Source organism: Arthrobacter sp. Soil_N43 (assembly GCF_057655195.1).
Genome location: NZ_JBDGML010000104.1, coordinates 1 through 16,885, shown reverse-complemented (window position 1 = coordinate 16,885; position 16,885 = coordinate 1). Strand labels below are relative to the sequence as shown.

The window sequence follows — 16,885 nt, the reverse complement described above, 5'->3', positions numbered from 1 at the left end:
TTCAAAAGGGCAGTTACGGAGCAATCGATGGGGTTCTGCCGCGCCCCAGCAGAGACTCCCGGTTGGCCGTCACCTCTTCGCGCACGGCCTGGACCACGGCCGCGACGGCGGGCCGCCGCATGGAGTCCGGCCGGAGCACCATCCAGTAGGGGAGGCGCTCCGCGAACTGTTCCGGCAGCAGGCGCACGAGGTCTGCGTGCCGGTCTCCCATGAAGCACGGCAGGAACCCGATGCCGGCGCCGGCACGGGTGGCCTCCACGTGGACGAACACGTTGGTGGAGCTCACGCCGTCCCGCATCGCCGGCACGAGGCGCCGCGGAGCGTCGAGGTCGTCCACCTGCAGCATGGAGTCCACGAAGTACACCAGCGGATGCGTTGTCAGGGACTCCACCGAGTCCGGCGTTCCGTTCTCCACCAGGTACGAGCGGGAGGCGTACATGCCCAGCACGTATTCGCCGAGGCGGAAGGCCTCGGCCCGGTGCACCTGCGGCTCACCCACCACCACCTCGATGTCGAGCCCGGAGCGCTGCTGGAGCGCCCGCCTCGTGACAGTGACGATCTCCACGCTGAGGCCGGGGTGGTCCCTGCGCAGCTTCGCCACCGCCGGGGCGGCGATGTATGCGCTGAAGCCGTCCGTGGCGGTCATGCGCACGACGCCGGTCACCGGGTCGGGCGGCCGGCCGGAAGGCCCGAGGGCACGCACCGCGGTTTCAACCTGTTCGGCAACCATGACCGCCTGCGCGCCGAGTTCGGTGAGTTCCCAGCCGCCCGCCGCCCGGGAGAGGACACGCCCTCCGAGCGCCTTTTCCAGGGCCGCGATCCTGCGGGACACGGTGGTGTGGTTCAGCCCCAAAACCTGGGCCGCCGTCGTGAATTTCGCCGAGCGGGACACCGCGAGCAGCACCAGCAGGTCATCGGGGTTGGCTTCCATATCTGCAATTTTGCACGAATTACGTGCCGGATTAGCTATTGAGCCGGGAAGTCTCTGCAGCAATACTCAGGTGAACCGGAAGTGCCGCGAGACGGCACGTGTCAGCGCGGACACTTAGAGGAGCAGAGCATGAGCGGAAAGACCCTGAACGGCCGCAAGGCCGTGGTGACCGGCGGCGCCAGCGGGATAGGCGCGGCCTGTGCGCGGGAGCTCGCTGCCCGTGGTGCCAAAGTAGTGGTGGCCGACGTGGACGAGGAGGGGGCCGCAGCCCTCGCCGACGAACTGGGCGGCACGGCCTGGGGCGTGGACCTCCTGGACGTGGATGCCTTAGCGGCGCTGAGCCTGGACTGCGACATCCTGGTCAACAACGCCGGCATCCAGCACATCGGCCCCATCGAGGACTTCGAGCCGGCAGCGTTCCGCCGGATCCTCACCCTGATGCTCGAGGCACCCTTCCTGCTGGTGCGGGCTTCCCTCCCGCATATGTATGCCAATGGCTTCGGCCGCATCATCAACGTGTCCTCCGTGCACGGGATCCGGGCCTCGCCGTACAAGAGCGCCTACGTCTCCGCGAAGCACGGCCTGGAAGGACTGAGCAAGGTAACGGCGCTGGAGGGCGGCGAGCACGGCGTCACATCGAACTGCATCAATCCCGGATACGTCCGCACGCCGCTCGTGGAAAAGCAGATTGCCGACCAGGCCCGGGTGCACGGCATCCCCGAATCGGAGGTCCTCGCCAAGGTCATGCTGACGGAGTCCGCCATCAAACGGCTGGTGGAGCCGGAGGAAGTCGCCTCCCTTGTTGGTTGGCTGTCGTCGGACGACGCCGGCATGGTCACGGGCGCGAGCTACACCATGGACGGCGGCTGGTCGGCACGGTAGACAACACCCGGCTAGGCTGGCGGAATGCGCAAGGATTTCAGTCCCGCTGAGTTGCCGTCCGCGGAGTTCTACCGGCTGCTGACGGCCGTTGTTGTTCCCCGCCCCATCGCCTGGGTGTCCAGCACCTCCGCCGAGGGTGTCGACAATCTCGCGCCCCATTCCTTCTTCACCGTCGCCTCGGTGACGCCGCCGATCATCCAGTTCACTTCGGTGGGCAGAAAGGATTCGCTGCGGAACATCTCGGCACGCGGGGAGTTCGTGGTCAATCTCGCGCCGGCTGAGTTCATGGCCGAGGTCAACGCTACGGGCACCAACTTTCCGCCCGACGTCAGCGAGTTCGACGCCGCTGGCGTGACCCGCGAACCGGGCCTGACGGTCAGCGTGCCGCGGGTGGCGGAGTCTCCGGTGGCCCTCGAATGCCGGTTGCATTCAACACTGGCAATGGGCGACTGCGTCCTGGTGTTCGGCGAGGTCACCCATGCTGCGATCTCCACCGCGGTTCTGGAAGGGAGCCACCCGAGGATCGATCTCCTCGGACCACTCGCCCGGCTCGGGCGGGATGAGTGGGGGCACCTCGGAACAGTCAAGGAGCTGGGGAGGATCCGCAAGGCCGAATGGCCTGGGGACTTCCGGCGGCGGGACGCGCCGGACGAGTGAGGCGGGCCCACCATCGCCTGTGGATGACAGGCCCGCCGGGTGCCTCTACTTCAAGAATTCATTCGTGTAGGTTTCCTCCAGCTTGATGTCCTTGTCCCCGACTTCAGGGTTGGCCACCTGCTGGGTCTTCAGCACCGCCTGGGCACCTTCCTCGGTGAAGGCACCGTCCTTGCTCAGCGTCACCTTCAGTTCCTCGATCACCTTGGCGTACAGAGCCTTGTCTCCGCCCGAGAATTTCTCCGGCATCGCCGCCGCGATCTCCTCACCGGAATGTCCGTCGATGTATTCAAGGGTGCGCTTGATGGCCTTGGCGAGCTTGCCGGCCGTCTCCTTGTTCTGGTCCAACCATTCAGTCTTGGCGTAAAGGCTCGAGGAAGGCCATGAGTCGGTGTCGAACACTTCCCTGAGCCCCTCCGCAGTGCGGACATCCTCGAGAAGCACCGGTTCGTGTCCGATCCGCTTTGTCAGAACGGAGATGTCAGGTTCGAGCATTACCGCGGCATCCACCTGGCCCTGTTCCATGGCGGCAACAGCGGAGGAACCGGCTCCTATGGCGGAAACCGCCGCATCCGTCTGCTGCATGCCGTTCTTGGCCAGCAGGAACTTGACGAACATGTCCGTGGAGGACCCGGGAGACGTCACACCGACGTTCTTGCCCTTGAGGTCTGCGATGGACTTGATCTTGCCCTCATTCTTCGGCGCCACGAGCAGGGCAAGGCCTGAGGACTCGCCCATGTCAACGAAGGCTTTGACCTTCTGGTTCTTCGCCTGCATCTGGATCGTGTGCTCGTAGTAACCGCTGGTCACGTGCGTGCTGCCACCGATCATGGCCGTCAGGGCCTTCGATCCGCCCTGGAGGTCCTGGAGTTCGACGTTCACACCCTCGTCCTGGTAGTAGCCCAGCTCCTGCGCCAGGGTGGTCGGAAGGTAGGTCAGAAGGGTCTGGCCGCCAATGCCGATGACCACCTTGGAGCCTCCGCCGCCACCACCGGCGGCTCCGGTGCCGGTCTGGCCCGGAGGCGCAGCGGCCGGAGCGCCGCAGGCTGAGAGTACGAGAGCAAGGGCGGCAACCAGGGTCAGTGGCCGGATGATGCCCCGGCGCCTCTGCCGGTTTGTGTTCTGTGTCATCGGGTATCCCTTTCAGGCGGTGATGGTGCGTGGTTCACGCCCTGCAGGGCCGGGCCGTGCAGGGCGCTGGTCTGTTACGAGGACCGGACTGGGCGCCACCGGAGCAGGTGCCGTTCCAGGCGGTTGACGAGGAGGTCGATGATCAGGACCACGATCATCAGGATGAACATCCCGGCAAAGACGCCCTTGGTGTCGAAGACGCCCTGGGCCTGGGCGATCGCGTAGCCGACGCCGGCGGAAGCGCCGAGGTATTCGCCCACAACGGCGCCCGTGATGGCAAAACCCACGCTGATGTGCAGACTAGAGAAGATCCAGGTCAGCGCGCTGGGGATAAACACATGGCGGAGGAGCTGCTTTTCGGACGCCCCCAGCATCCGTGCATTGTCCACCAGAACACGGTCAACGCTCTTGACGCCCTCGAGGGTGTTGAAGAAAACAATGAAGAACACGAGTGTGAAGCCGAATGCGACCTTTGACCAGATTCCCAGCCCGAACCAGAGCAGGAAGATCGGGGCCAGCACCACGCGGGGAAGAGCGTTGAACATCTGCAGGAACGGATCCAGGAGCCTCTCAAGGAAGCGCACCCTCGCAAGGACGAAACCCAGGAGAAGGCCGACGGCGGCACCCACCAGAAAGGCCAGGATGGCCTCCTGCATGGTGACCCACAGGTGTGGGAACACGAACCCCGACGATACCCACACCCACACCGTCTGGAAGATGTCCGTCGGAAGCGGGAAGAAGAATTCGTCCACAATCCCGGCTCGCGCAGAAAGCTCCCAGGCGCCCAGGACCGCAACGGTGAGGAGGAGCTGTGTGCTCCGCATCGCCAGCGCAGACATCTCCCCGCGCGGGCGGCGTCGGGGAACGCTCCCGTCCTGTGTCGCCGAGGGCCCGTTTTTCCTTGATCCGAGGAGAGTCACGCGACTTCGCCTTCTTCCGCCAGTGCCGTTTCGTAGGTCTTTGAGACTTCGATCTTCAACCTGCCCCAGATTTCGCGGTGAAGAGTGACGAACTTGGGGTCGTCGCGGATGTCGAGGAGATCACGCGGCCGGGGGATGTCGATGGTGTAGCTTCCCACCACGGTGCTTCCGGGGCCTGCGCCAAGGATGACGACTTCATCGGATAACGCGATCGCTTCGTCCAGGTCATGAGTGATGAAGACGACCGCCTTGCCGGATTCCTGCCAGAGCTGCAGAAGCTCGTTCTCCATGATCTGGCGCGTCTGTACGTCGAGGGCTGAAAAGGGCTCGTCCATGAGCAGGATGTCGGGATTGACGATCCAGGCCTGGGCGATCGCTGTGCGCTTGCGCATGCCGCCGCTGAGCTGATGCGGGTAGCGGTCCGCGAAATTCTTGAGCCCTACCTTCTCGAGCCAGCGCCGCGATTCCGCATGGGCCTCTGCCTTCGACACGCCGGCCATGGTCAGGCCGAGACTCACGTTGTCGATCACCGTCTTCCACGGCAGGAGGGGGTCCTGCTGGAACATGTAGGACGCCCGGCGGTTTACTCCACTCACGGGTTGCCCAAAGCTCTTCACACCGCCCGAGCTGGGATCCAGAAGCCCGGCCGCCATGTTGAGGATCGTGGATTTGCCGGAGCCGGTGGGGCCGACAATCGAGACGAACCGGCCTGGTTCGACCTTGAGGTTTATGTCGCGGACCGCGACGTAGGTTTCGCCCCCGGGCGTGGGGAATTGCTTGGTGCACCCGGTGAGCTCCACCGCGTACGTTGACGTGTCTGCTTGTGCAGCTGGCATCATTGCACTCTTCCCGGCCGGCGCTGGCCGATTGCTATCGCGGCGGATTCTCATGGTCGGGAACGTGTTGCGTCGCTTCCACGCCCGCTGCGTCGGCTCTGACGATTTGGACATTATTTTCACATCGTGGGTTCACCATCATGATGTGGACTTGATGGTAGCAGTAACCCAGGTCACACTCAACGGGCCGCGGGCTCCTACACTTTGTCCATGAGTTCCAACGAAACCTCGGTCACGCCTTTGCTGGTTCTTAGAAAGATCACGTCCATCCTGGATGCCTTTTCGCTCGCCCAGCCTGAGCTTTCGCTGAGCGAAATCCGGTCGGCTACCGGCGTACCCCACTCCACGGTTCAGCGCCTCGTTGCGAACATGGTTCAGGAGGGCATCCTGGACCGCCATGGGGACCGGTTCCGCGTCGGAGTCCGGATGGCCCACTGGGCGGCCCCGGCCACCCAAGGGCTCGACTTCCTCGAATTGCTCACTCCCGTGCTGCGGAGGCTGCGTGACGAACTCGGAGAGACGGCCTGCATCTTCCGGGAGTCCCAAGGGAAGCGGGTTTGCATTGCCCTTGCTGAGACCCGGCGGATGCTTAGGCGGGTGGTCCAGGTGGGCGAAATCATGCCGCTGCACGTGGGTTCGGCCGGCCGGGTCCTCCTGGCCTGGAACCCTGATGTGGCCGAACAGATATACCGCTCGGGGCTCCACTCCCTGACGGACCAGACGATCACGGACGCCGCAAGCCTGGAGGCTGCCGTAGCCAAAACCAAGGCGGAGGGGTTCGCCATCACCACGGGTGAGCGCGTTTCGGGGGCGAGCGGGATTTCGGCTCCGATCTTCGGGCCCCAAGCTGAACTCTTCGGCGCCTTGACGGTCATGGGGCCCGCGATGCGGATGCCCTACGATGTCTGCGCCTCCTGGGTGGAATCCGTACTGGCCGCGGCCGAAGAGTCAACGAGGGTCATCGGAGGAACGATTCCGCAGGAGGGTCTATCCGCATCGTGGATTTAGGTCCACAATATGAAAGACTCTGGTGCCAGAGAAGAACGGCTCCATAGGCTCCCCGCTAACCTAATCCGCAGCATCTGCCCCGGATTGTGCCGACGCCGGCAGAACAGGAGTCACAAAGATGGCGAAGGTTTCCGAGACCACCACGCGCGGCGCCGCCCCGCGCACCGCCGCCCGGCCCGATTGCCCGGACGCCGCCGGTCCCTTGGCTGGCGTGCGCGTCCTTGAACTTGGTTCTCTGATCGCGGGTCCCTTTGCGGGCCGTCAGCTTGCCGACTTCGGGGCGGAAGTCATCAAGATTGAGTCGCCGGACCGGCCAGATCCCATGCGGGAATGGGGCCGGGCGAGGGTCCAAGGGCACACGCTCTGGTGGTCTGTGCAGTCGCGCGGCAAGAAATGTGTGACGCTCGACCTCAAATCTCCGCGCGGGCGTGGACTGTTCTTGGAGCTCTGCAAGGAGGCAGACGTCATCCTGGAGAACTTCCGGCCTGGAACCCTCGAGAAGCTGGCACTTGCACCCGAGGAACTCTGGAAGGTGAACCCGGGGCTCATTATTGCCAGGGTGTCCGGCTACGGCCAGACCGGGCCGGATGCGCAAAAGCCGGGCTACGCTTCAGTCGCCGAAGCGCGCGGAGGCCTGCGGTACCTCAACGGCTACCCGGACCAGGCACCTCCGCGCAGCGGCATTTCGCTGGGGGACAGCCTCGCATCGCTCTATGCGTTGCAGGGGATCCTGTTGGCCCTGTATTGGCGGGACGCCCGGGGAGGAACGGGCCAGGTGGTGGACGTGTCCCTCGTTGAAGCCTGCTTTTCGCTCCTGGAGAGTGCCGTGCCGGACTACGCGGCAACCGGGGTTGTCCCGGGTCCCAGTGGCTCGGGACTCAAGGGGATCGCGCCATCGAACATCTTCCGTTCCAGCGACGGCAAGTGGGTGGTCATCGCTGCGAACCAAGACTCGGTGTTCGTGCGGCTGGCTGCCGCCATGGGAAGACCGGAGTTGGCGTCGGACGCTCGGTACAGCAACCACGCGGCCCGGGGGGCCCACCAGGAAGAGCTGGAATCACTGATTGCCGAATGGGCTGCGGGGTTTCGTCATGAGGAGCTGACCTCGCTCCTGGACGGATACTCAGTGCCCAACAGCCCGGTCAGCAGCATTGAAGACATCTTCGAGGACCCCCAACTGCGTGCCAGGGGGATGCTGGTGGAAGTGCCGGACGAGCAGCTGGGCACCGTTGTCCAGCCCGGAATCATACCCAAGCTGACCCGCAGCACAGGCGAGATCGGCTGGAGCGGGCCCCTGGTGCCGGGCTCCCACAACCGGGATATATACGGGGGGCTGCTCAAGCTCTCTGACAAGGAACTGCAGGACGCCAAGGATGAAGGTGCCATCTGATGAATGACGCACAGGCTTCGAGGGCAGTTTCCATCGTGGACGTCAGTCCGCGGGACGGGCTCCAGAACGAAAAGGTGCCGGTCAGTACCCAGGACAAGCTGCGGCTCATCAACGAGCTCATCGCCTTGGGTGCCAGACGGATTGAGGCAGTCAGCTTTGTGAATCCGAGGAAGGTCCCGCAGATGGCCGACGCGGATGCGGTGATGGCGGGCGTCCCCCGGGATGCCGGGGCCAGCTTCATCGGTTTGGTTTTGAACACCAAGGGCGCCGTCCGGGCCGTGGATGCCGGCGTGGACGAGATGAATTACGTGCTGCCGGTGACTGACGCCTTCGCCGCCGCAAACCAGAACACTACCGTGGCCGCGGCCCTCGATGCACTCGAGGAAGTGTCATCGATCGCCGCCGGAGCTTCGATTCCGCTCACGGTGACCGCTGCCGTCGCTTTCGGCTGCCCCTACCAGGGCGACGTCCCCACGGAACAGACTCTCGCTGTCGTCCGCAGCGCACTTCAGCGCGGAGCGCTGGCGGAGATTGCCCTTGCGGACACTATCGGCTGCGCCGTCCCCTGGCAGGTTGGCGATGTGTTCGGCGAGCTGCGCTCGGAAACGGGCGTCCAGTTGAGGGCGCACCTGCACGAAACCCGCCACACCGCCCTGGCCAATACCTACGCGGCCATGGCAGCCGGCGTCGGGGTTTTTGACAGCGCGGTCGGAGGCCTGGGCGGCTGCCCCTTTGCCCCGGGCGCCGCCGGCAACATTTCCACCGAGGACCTGGTGTGGATGCTGGGTCGCGCGGGGTTCGAGACCTCCATCGATCCGGTGGCCGCCACGGAACTCGGCCGCTGGATCTGTGCCAAGGTCGAGACTGCACCTCGCTCGGGGCTCGCGGGGGCGGGCGTTTTTCCGAAGGCCGCGTGAGCCCTGCCAGCCCGCCGGGACGAGCTCGCCGCGCTGCTACTCGGCCGGCGTTTCGGCCTGCCTGATGTAGTCCTCCACGGCCGATTCGGGAATGCGGTATGACTTCCCGAAGCGGACGGAGGCCAAGGCATGGGACTTGACCAGCCGGTAGACGGTCATCTTTGACACCCGCAGCGCTGCCGCGACTTCGGCGATGGTCAGGTAAGCGGTGGGCAAATTGGCAATGGACATGGAAACGCGCTCCTTCGTCGGGACGGCATGCTGGCCACCGGCTACTCCGGCCGCCTCAGCTGCCGGTGGTCATAGAAATAGACGCGGCCGCCCGACCTCAGGCCCACCGACGTTCCGTTGCGGATCTCCACGATGCCTTCCCTCCTGCCATTGAAGGGATCATCGCCCACCACGGCGTCGCCGATCTTGTAGGGGATGGCCGCCGTGCGTGCGCGGCTCAGTGTCTTAGTCAGGAACCCGGACAGCCGTCCGGTTCGGATGGGGGCATCGGCGGTGAACTGGATCATCGTGACCACTCCTTCGCAGTGTGACCTGGCGTCGATTCACTGGCGGTGCGGGATCCGGTTGCGATTGTCGGAGGGAGCTCCGATCCGGGAGTGCACCGTGCGGACAACAGTAGACACTCACACCAAGAGCCACACGAGTAGCAACTACCTCACTTCCCCCGTGGGCGCCTCTCGGAACAGGTATCAACTACCTGTTTTTGGAAACCGCCGTGCCAGGATGCCGCCAAAGAACGGGCCTAGCGGTATCCTTGGGTTGCCGCCGGCAGGTTTGCGTCCTGCACCTCCGTGAGATAGCGCCAGCAGTCCGGCCGCGAGCCGTCCACATCGGTGAAACCGTACTCTTGGGCCAGGCCCCCGGAGGAGAAAGAACCCCCTGTGCGGCTAGCCAGGTCCGGGTCGGCCGCGAGTGCCGCAACGGCGCGGCCGACGAAGCGCGGGCTCTCCGAGATCGCGGCGAAGTGGGGATTGACGGCCGCCGCGTCCCGCCAGTTCGCCTCGGTCACCCCATAGTGCTCCAGCATCATTTCCGAACGCATCCACCCGGGAGTCAGTGCGACCGCTGTGCACTGGAAGGGTTTCAAATCCTCTGCCTGGCTGAAGGCGAGACGCAGCACCGCCCACTTGGCGAGGTCGTAGAACGCTGAAAGCCGGTAGTTGGTTGCGTTGTACTCCCGCGTTCCGTCGGTCATTTCCACCACAAGCCCGCCAGGACGCCGGATGAGCAGGGGCAGGGCGAAGTGGCTTGTGACGAGGTGCGTGTCCACGGCGCCATGCAGCATCTTCAGCCCGGCGTCCAGGCTGTGCTCCCATACGGGCGTGTTCCACTCAACGAGGTTTTCACCGCCCCAGACGTCATTGACGAGGACGTCCAGGCGCCCCTGCTCGTCATCGATGCGCCGCACCAGCGCTTCCACGCCGGCCGCCTGCAGATGGTCCACCTCGACGGCGATACCGGTGCCGCCTGCGGCGGTCACGAGTTCCGCCGTCTCCTCGATGGTTTCCGGCCGGCCGTACTCCGACGTGCGGTGCCGCGTGGTGCGCCCGGTGCAGTAGACGGTGGCCCCGGCCTCGCCGAGGGCCACCGCCGTTCCACGCCCGGCGCCCCGCGTCGCCCCCGCGACGAGGGCCACTTTCCCGTCCAGCGGCAAGTCCATGCCTAACGCTAACCCAGGGGCCTTCGGCAGCGGAAGTGCGGGGATGTCTGGGATTCCAGACACGGTGCCCGTCTGAGGGTGTTTCTGACCCGTCATCAGGGTGCACAGTTAAGTCAAGCGTTAGTACGGTATCCCGGACAGAACCCCTTTCGGGGGCCTCTTCGGGACCGTAACGACGGCTGTAACGACGGAGGATGACATGGCAGACAGCGCGCCCGCGCGACGGGAATCGGCGGGCCGCCCGACGGCGGCGAAGGTGACGTCGAAAGTTCCGGCGGCCGAAAATACCCTCCGTATCCTCAAACTGCTGGCCTCCAAGCGGGGGCCGATGGCGGCGTCGAACATTGCCACGGCGCTGGGACTGCCGCGTTCCAGCGTCTACCACCTCCTGGGGGTGATGGAGGCGAACGGTTTCGTCCTGCACCTGCACGAGGAACAGCGCTACGGCCTGGGAATCAGCGCCTTCGAGCTCAGCTCGGCCTATTCGCGGCAGGAGCCCCTGTCCCGCCTCGGACGGCCCGTGCTCGCCTCGCTCGTCGATGCGATCGGCGAAAGCGCTCACCTGGCCGTGCTGCACGGGCGCGACGTGCTCTACATCGTCGAGGAACGGGCCAAGAACCGGCCGTCCCTGGTGACCGACGTCGGCGTCCGGCTTCCGAGCCACCTCACCGCGAGCGGCCGCGCCATCCTCGCCGCGCTGCCCAAGTCCCAGGTCCGGGCGCTCTACCCGAACGCCGCCGCCTTCAGCGCCCGGCATGAAGTGGAGGGGGCCATCATGAAGTACTCTGCGCTCTCCTCTCACCTGGACCAGGTCCGCCAGCGTGGCTATGCCACGGAACACGGAGAGGTGACACCCGGCTTCGGCTCCATCGCCGCCGCCGTCACGGATCACCTGGGATGGCCGACGGCGGCAGTCGCCGTCACGTTCCTCGAGGACAAACTGCCGGCGGACCAATGGCCGGCGCTCGCCGCCCGGGTGCAGAAGGTGGCGAACGACCTGTCGGTCCGCATCCACGGCCGGCCGGCGCAGTAGTCCGGTTCAGTAGCCCGGTTCAGTAGGGCTGCGCCAGCGGCCGCGGATGGGCATGCTTACGGCCGGTCGTGCGCCACATCCGCCGGAGCGGACTTCGCCACGGGAAGCGGGGCGGTCTCGTCCACGAGTTCCGCACGGGCGCGGCCGCGGCCGCGGACCCACAGCTGGTAGGCCAGCAGCAGTGCCGCAAGCCACGCCCCGCCAACATAGAGGGCCACGCGGGTCTCCTCGAAGATTCCCAGGACGGCGATCACGAGGGCCATGAAGGCGATGGTCAGGATTGACGCCGCGGGCCACCACGGGGACGGGAACTCGGACGCCGGGAGGCCGCTGCGGGCAATCTCGCGCTTCATGGCAACGTGCGAGGCCAGGATCATCACCCAGACCCATACGGTGGCGAACGTGGCGATCGAGGCGATCAGCACAAAGACGTCCTTCGGGATCACCGCGTTCAGGACCACGCCGGCCAGCAGGATTCCGGCCATCATGACTACGGTCATCCACGGAACGCCGTGGCGGGACACCTTTCCGAAGCTCTGTGGGGCATGGCCCTGGCCCGCCAGCCCGAACAGGATGCGCCCTGCGCCGAAGATGTCGCTGTTGATGGCGGAAAGCGCCGCGGTGATGACCACGGCATTCAGGATGTGGGGTGCCGCCGGGATTCCCAGCCCGCTGAAAATCTGTACAAACGGGCTGCCGTTGCTGCCGATTTCATTCCACGGGAACAGGCTCATCAGCACGCCGAGGGTCAGCACGTAGAACAGCAGCACCCTGACGGGGACCGTGTTGACGGCCTTCGGGATCACCTTCTTAGGATCCGCGGCCTCGCCGGCCGTGATGCCGATGGTCTCGATCCCGCCGAAGGCGAACATCACCACAGCGAACGAGGCCAGGAGCCCTTCGAAGCCGTTGGGAAGGAATCCTCCGTGTTCGACGAGGTTCCCCAGCCCGGGGGCGGCAGCGGATCCTCCGGCCTGGAAGCCGAAGACGATGATGGCGGCCCCGCCGACGATCATGGCAATGATGGCCGCCACCTTGATGAGGGAGAACCAGAACTCCAGCTCGCCGAAGACCTTGACACTGAGCAGGTTCAGGGCGGCCAGGAAGAAGATGATGGCAAGAATCCAGATCCAGCGGTCCACGTCAGGGAACCAAAAGCCCATGTAAATGCCGAAGGCTGTGACGTCCGCGATAGCCACGATCGCCATCTCGAAGACGTAGGTCCAGCCGGTGATGAAACCGGCCCGTGGCCCCAGATACCGCCCGGCATATTGCCCGAAGGAGCCCGAGACGGGGTGCCGCACGGCCATCTCACCCAGGGCCCGCATCACCATGAACACTGCCGCGCCGCCAATAATGTAGGCGAGCAGCACGGCGGGTCCGGCTTTCTGGATGGCCGAGGCCGAGCCGTAGAACAGGCCCGTGCCGATCGCCGAGCCCAGGGCCATGAAACGGATGTGGCGCACGTTGAGGCCGCGGTTCAGGACGGCACCTGCGGATTTCTCCAGCGCCGCGCCGAAGGAGGCCGCGGCCTGTGGCGCCCTTGTCGTGCCGTCCGTGGTGGCACCGTCGTCTGTGGTGGTCCTGCTGTCTGTGGGCGCTTGTTGCATGCCAATACCTTCTCGTCATTGGGAGGGGGATCGCTATCCAGCAGACCATTTCCGGGCTGCAGGTGATGAGCCTCACGGAGCTTTCGTGTCTTTGATTCCAGACTGTCCGCCGTCCATCCGCGATCCGCCATCCGGGGGGCGCAGCGAAGCGCGAACGGACACTTGGGGCCCCGCGCGAACGGGCACTTGCGGCCCGGCGTAGCGACCCCGCCTGCGTCCTCATTAATGTCGGTGCCTCCTGAGATGCTTTGCATATGGAAAGCAGAGCCGCTGTGGAGACGTTGGAGGCCGTCGAGGCCTCCGTCGCTGCGCTGGCTGTTTTGGTCCGCGGCGGGGCGAAAAACCTGGGCCCGGCCGCTGTGGACCCTCTTCGGAATCAGGCGGATGCGTGCCTGGACGGCATGGCTGAAGTGGCCCGGGTGGAAGCAAGAATGGCCGCCCTGAAAGTGCACTTTGCCGCAGGATATGCCAACGCCGCCAGAGCCATGGCCGCACCCGCACTGTCTCCGCAGGAACATACCGCCCAGGACATGGCCGTGACCGCTGAGATCGCGTGCGCCCTGACGGTCAGCGAACGCACTGCCGGCTCGCTTCTCTCTGAAGCCCACACGCTCACCACCGCTCTTCCGCTGACACTGTCCGCGCTGCAGGCCGGGAGCATTTCGTGGCAGCACGCCCGGGTCATGATCGACGAAGCCGCCAACCTCGACGCCGGAGGTGCTGCGGGTATGGAGGCGCATTTCCTGGACCAGGAGGCGCCCACTTCCGCCAGGGGCTGTCCGGTCGGGGATCTTGCACCGGCCCGGTTCCGTGCAAAGGCCCGGATCTGGAGGGAACGGCACCACCCGGTGAGCATCGAAAAGCGCCATGCCCGCAGCGTCGTCGACCGCCGGGTGGAGTACACCCCGGACCGCGACGGCATGGCTTGGCTTTCCGCCTACCTGCCTGCCGGCCAGGCCGCCGGCATCTGGGACCGCATCACCACCGCCGCAAGAGCACTGCAGGGAGCGGAGGAGGCTAGAACCCTCGCGCAGCTTCGTGCCGATGTCGCCGCCACCTGGCTCCTCACCGCTGGACTCGAACAAACGCCGTCTGGCATTGCCAAAGGCAGCGACGACGGCGCCCTCGAAGACGGCTTGCTGCACGGCGTGCTGGAGGGCGGGCCGGCCAGCCATCCATCATTTATCGATGTTCCGTCCCCGGCAGCCCAGGTCCTCATCACCGTTCCGGTGCTGTCGCTGCTGGGATTGACCGAGGAGCCGGCCATGTTGGACGGGTACGGCCCGATTCCACCATCCATGGGGCGCGCCCTTGTTGCCGACGGGGCGTCGTCGTTCCTGAGAGTGTTGACTGATCCGCGCGACGGTGCGCCATTGGAGATCGGGCGGACCAGCTACCGGATTCCCAAAACGCTGCGGCAATGGCTGGGCTGAGGGACGCGAAATGCACGTTCCCCGGCTGCGGCAACCATTCCCTGGACAACGACGCAGACCATCTCCTTGCCTGGTCCCACGGCGGGTCCACTGGGATCAGCAACCTCGGTCAACCATGCCCCAAACACCACCGCCTCAGACATACCACCGCATGGACGCCCACCGGCGCCAGCGCCAATCATCCGCCTGGCTGGATCTCGCCCACGGGCCGCACATATGCCAGTGAACAACCCGACTGGGAACCACCGCGGTGGCCAAGCCAGCTCCTTGCCATGGCTAAGAACCTTGGGCCCGCCGTGCCCGGGCAGGTCGAGAACCGCGGTGACTACGCCGAGCCCGGAACTCCGGGGACGGACAGTGACCCGGTGACACCCGAGGACGTGATCACACTCGAGGACCTACTGCCCGAGGCCGAACTGACGGATCATCCCGTGGCCGAGGACCCTTTCCGCGACTGGGCCCTCTTTCTGTCAGAGGCATACGCGGACCGCTAGGCACACGCCGCCCGCACAAAAAGCGGCTGCTAGGAAAACGAGTCCCTTGCCGCCTCGTCCTGCCATCGGCGGTAGCTGTGTCCCTTGGGGGGGGGCACGATCGCCGCCGCCGGGACGGACCCTGGGTTTATCTCCCGCGGCAGCTGCCGTCACATTCCGCGCGTGCGCCCCGTCTGGAATCCCGGACAGCACCCTCTCGAAAGCCCTGTCCGGCCTGCCCGGGAGGGGCTTTAGTTGATACAGAAGCACTTCCCCGAACCACCCAGCAACACGAAGGAGCCCCTTATGGCACCCGCCGATTTCACTACCGGTGCCCGCCCGGTCAAAGCTGCCCGCGGCACCGAGCTCACCGCTAAGTCCTGGCAGACGGAAGCCCCGCTGCGCATGCTCATGAACAACCTGGATCCCGAGGTGGCCGAACGCCCGGACGATCTGGTGGTCTATGGCGGTACCGGCCGCGCGGTCCGTTCCTGGGCCGCGTTCGACGCGATCACCCGGACCTTGGAGTCCATGGAGAAGGACGAGACGCTGCTGGTCCAGTCCGGCAAGCCGGTGGGTGTGTTCCGCACGAACGAGTGGGCGCCGCGGGTGCTGCTGGCGAACTCCAACCTCGTCGGTGACTGGGCCAACTGGCCGGAGTTCCGCCGGCTGGAGGCCGAGGGCCTGATGATGTACGGGCAGATGACGGCTGGTTCGTGGATTTACATCGGCACCCAGGGCATCCTGCAGGGCACGTTCGAAACCTTTGCCGCGATCGCCCGCAAGCTCACCGGGGATGAGAACGGCACCCTCGCCGGCACGCTGACCCTCACCGGCGGCTGCGGCGGCATGGGCGGGGCCCAGCCGCTGGCCGTCACCCTGAACGAGGGCGCCTGCCTGATCGTCGACGTCGACGAGACCCGGCTGCGCCGCCGTGCCGGCAAGCGGTACCTCGACGAGGTGGAAACCGACCTCGACGCCGCCATCGCCAAAGTCCTGGCGGCCAAGGAAGAGCGCCGCGGCTGGTCCGTCGGGTATGTGGGCAACGCCGCCGAGGTGTTCCCGGAGATCCTGCGCCGCCACCAGGCAGGGGAGCTCACCGTGGACATCGTCACGGACCAGACCTCGGCGCACGACCCGCTGAGCTACCTGCCCGAGGGCATCTCGGTCGAGGAATGGCACCGCGAGGCCGAGGCCGACCCGGAAGGCTTCACCAAGAAGGCCCAGGCCTCGATGGCCAGGCATGTCCAGGCCATGGTGGAATTCCAGGACGCCGGCGCCGAGGTGTTCGACTACGGCAACTCCATCCGCGACGAGGCCCGCAAGGGCGGCTACACCCGGGCCTTCGAATTCCCCGGCTTCGTTCCGGCCTACATCCGGCCGCTGTTCTGCGAGGGCCTGGGCCCGTTCCGCTGGGTCGCGCTCTCCGGGGACCCCGAGGACATCGCCGTCACCGACGCCGCGATTAAGGAGCTCTTCCCCGAGAACAAGCACCTGCACCGCTGGATCGACGCCGCCGGTGAGCGCGTCGAGTTCGAAGGCCTGCCGGCGCGGATCTGCTGGCTGGGCTACGGCGAACGCGCCAAGGCCGGGCTGCTGTTCAACCAGCTCGTGAAGGAGGGCAAGGTCAAGGCTCCCATCGTGATCGGCCGCGACCACCTCGACTCCGGCTCCGTCGCCTCCCCCTACCGGGAAACCGAGGCCATGGCCGACGGTTCCGACGCGATCGCGGACTGGCCGCTGCTCAACGCCCTGCTCAACACCGCCTCGGGCGCCACCTGGGTCTCCCTGCACCACGGCGGCGGCGTGGGCATCGGCCGCTCCATCCACGCCGGCCAGGTCTCCGTCGCCGACGGCACCGACCTCGCCGCCGAAAAACTCGCACGCCTCCTCACCAACGACCCCGGCATGGGCGTCATCCGCCACGCCGACGCCGGCTACGACCGCGCCCTCGAGGTCGCCAAGGAACGCGGCGTCCGCATCCCCATGAACGAA

Annotated in this window: 15 protein-coding genes and 1 pseudogene; 8 read left to right on the top strand and 8 right to left on the bottom strand. The window is 65.9% G+C overall.

Features of this window, described 5'->3' with window-relative positions; genetic code table 11:
- Window positions 1-13: 13 nt before the first annotated feature.
- Window positions 14-931 carry a LysR family transcriptional regulator gene (locus AC3A3W_RS14085; protein WP_487443654.1) on the bottom strand — a complete coding sequence of 306 codons (918 nt, stop codon included), beginning with the start codon at window positions 929-931 and terminating at the stop codon, window positions 14-16.
- Window positions 932-1,060: 129 nt separating this feature from the next.
- On the opposite strand from AC3A3W_RS14085, the gene AC3A3W_RS14080 reads away from it, so the two are divergent.
- Both AC3A3W_RS14080 and AC3A3W_RS14075 read left to right on the top strand, forming a co-directional pair.
- Complete coding sequence (locus AC3A3W_RS14080; protein WP_487443653.1) at window positions 1,061-1,813, top strand: 3-hydroxybutyrate dehydrogenase; 753 nt, start codon at window positions 1,061-1,063, stop codon at window positions 1,811-1,813.
- Between the two features lie 24 nt (window positions 1,814-1,837).
- Window positions 1,838-2,470 (top strand): flavin reductase family protein, encoded by a 633-nt coding sequence (locus tag AC3A3W_RS14075; RefSeq protein ID WP_487443652.1) that lies wholly within the window; start codon window positions 1,838-1,840, stop codon window positions 2,468-2,470.
- Window positions 2,471-2,515: 45 nt separating this feature from the next.
- On the opposite strand, the gene AC3A3W_RS14070 is transcribed toward AC3A3W_RS14075, so the two are convergent.
- The 3 genes from AC3A3W_RS14070 to AC3A3W_RS14060 form a co-directional block, all read right to left on the bottom strand.
- Window positions 2,516-3,598, bottom strand: coding sequence for an ABC transporter substrate-binding protein (locus AC3A3W_RS14070; RefSeq protein ID WP_487443651.1), 1,083 nt, complete (start codon window positions 3,596-3,598; stop codon window positions 2,516-2,518).
- A 74-nt stretch (window positions 3,599-3,672) separates the two neighbouring features.
- Window positions 3,673-4,422 (bottom strand): ABC transporter permease, encoded by a 750-nt coding sequence (locus AC3A3W_RS14065; RefSeq protein WP_487443650.1) that lies wholly within the window; start codon window positions 4,420-4,422, stop codon window positions 3,673-3,675.
- A 92-nt stretch (window positions 4,423-4,514) separates the two neighbouring features.
- Window positions 4,515-5,354 (bottom strand): ABC transporter ATP-binding protein, encoded by an 840-nt coding sequence (locus AC3A3W_RS14060; protein ID WP_205652161.1) that lies wholly within the window; start codon window positions 5,352-5,354, stop codon window positions 4,515-4,517.
- 210 nt (window positions 5,355-5,564) lie between these two features.
- Here AC3A3W_RS14060 and AC3A3W_RS14055 point away from each other — a divergent pair, with 210 nt between their 5' ends.
- The 3 genes from AC3A3W_RS14055 to AC3A3W_RS14045 all read left to right on the top strand — a co-directional run bounded on the left by AC3A3W_RS14055 (window position 5,565) and on the right by AC3A3W_RS14045 (window position 8,669).
- On the top strand, window positions 5,565-6,362 hold the full coding sequence (locus AC3A3W_RS14055; protein ID WP_487443649.1) for an IclR family transcriptional regulator: 798 nt from the start codon (window positions 5,565-5,567) through the stop codon (window positions 6,360-6,362).
- A gap of 118 nt (window positions 6,363-6,480) precedes the next feature.
- Window positions 6,481-7,752, top strand: coding sequence for a CaiB/BaiF CoA transferase family protein (locus AC3A3W_RS14050; protein ID WP_487443648.1), 1,272 nt, complete (start codon window positions 6,481-6,483; stop codon window positions 7,750-7,752).
- On the top strand, window positions 7,752-8,669 hold the full coding sequence (locus AC3A3W_RS14045; protein WP_487443647.1) for a hydroxymethylglutaryl-CoA lyase: 918 nt from the start codon (window positions 7,752-7,754) through the stop codon (window positions 8,667-8,669). Before AC3A3W_RS14050 ends, AC3A3W_RS14045 begins: the two co-directional genes overlap by 1 nt.
- 36 nt (window positions 8,670-8,705) lie before the next feature.
- On the opposite strand, the gene AC3A3W_RS14040 is transcribed toward AC3A3W_RS14045, so the two are convergent.
- The 3 genes from AC3A3W_RS14040 to AC3A3W_RS14030 all read right to left on the bottom strand — a co-directional run bounded on the left by AC3A3W_RS14040 (window position 8,706) and on the right by AC3A3W_RS14030 (window position 10,341).
- Window positions 8,706-8,900 (bottom strand): helix-turn-helix domain-containing protein, encoded by a 195-nt coding sequence (locus AC3A3W_RS14040; protein ID WP_205652165.1) that lies wholly within the window; start codon window positions 8,898-8,900, stop codon window positions 8,706-8,708.
- 41 nt (window positions 8,901-8,941) lie between these two features.
- A complete protein-coding gene (locus AC3A3W_RS14035) occupies window positions 8,942-9,187 on the bottom strand; it encodes a hypothetical protein (protein WP_205652166.1) in 246 nt (81 codons plus the stop codon).
- A 236-nt stretch (window positions 9,188-9,423) separates the two neighbouring features.
- The gene (locus tag AC3A3W_RS14030) at window positions 9,424-10,341 is read right to left on the bottom strand and encodes an SDR family oxidoreductase (protein ID WP_487443646.1); all 918 of its coding nucleotides are present in this window, start codon (window positions 10,339-10,341) and stop codon (window positions 9,424-9,426) included.
- 199 nt (window positions 10,342-10,540) lie between these two features.
- Here AC3A3W_RS14030 and AC3A3W_RS14025 point away from each other — a divergent pair, with 199 nt between their 5' ends.
- Window positions 10,541-11,374 carry an IclR family transcriptional regulator gene (locus AC3A3W_RS14025; protein WP_487443645.1) on the top strand — a complete coding sequence of 278 codons (834 nt, stop codon included), beginning with the start codon at window positions 10,541-10,543 and terminating at the stop codon, window positions 11,372-11,374.
- Window positions 11,375-11,430: 56 nt separating this feature from the next.
- On the opposite strand, the gene AC3A3W_RS14020 is transcribed toward AC3A3W_RS14025, so the two are convergent.
- Window positions 11,431-12,984 carry an amino acid permease gene (locus tag AC3A3W_RS14020; RefSeq protein WP_487443644.1) on the bottom strand — a complete coding sequence of 518 codons (1,554 nt, stop codon included), beginning with the start codon at window positions 12,982-12,984 and terminating at the stop codon, window positions 11,431-11,433.
- A gap of 254 nt (window positions 12,985-13,238) precedes the next feature.
- Between AC3A3W_RS14020 and AC3A3W_RS14015 the strand changes: the two are divergent.
- Window positions 13,239-14,911: pseudogene (locus AC3A3W_RS14015) on the top strand (HNH endonuclease signature motif containing protein).
- Between the two features lie 285 nt (window positions 14,912-15,196).
- Window positions 15,197-16,885 (top strand): urocanate hydratase (gene hutU / locus AC3A3W_RS14010; protein WP_487443643.1); only part of this gene is annotated, 1,689 nt, incomplete at its 3' end.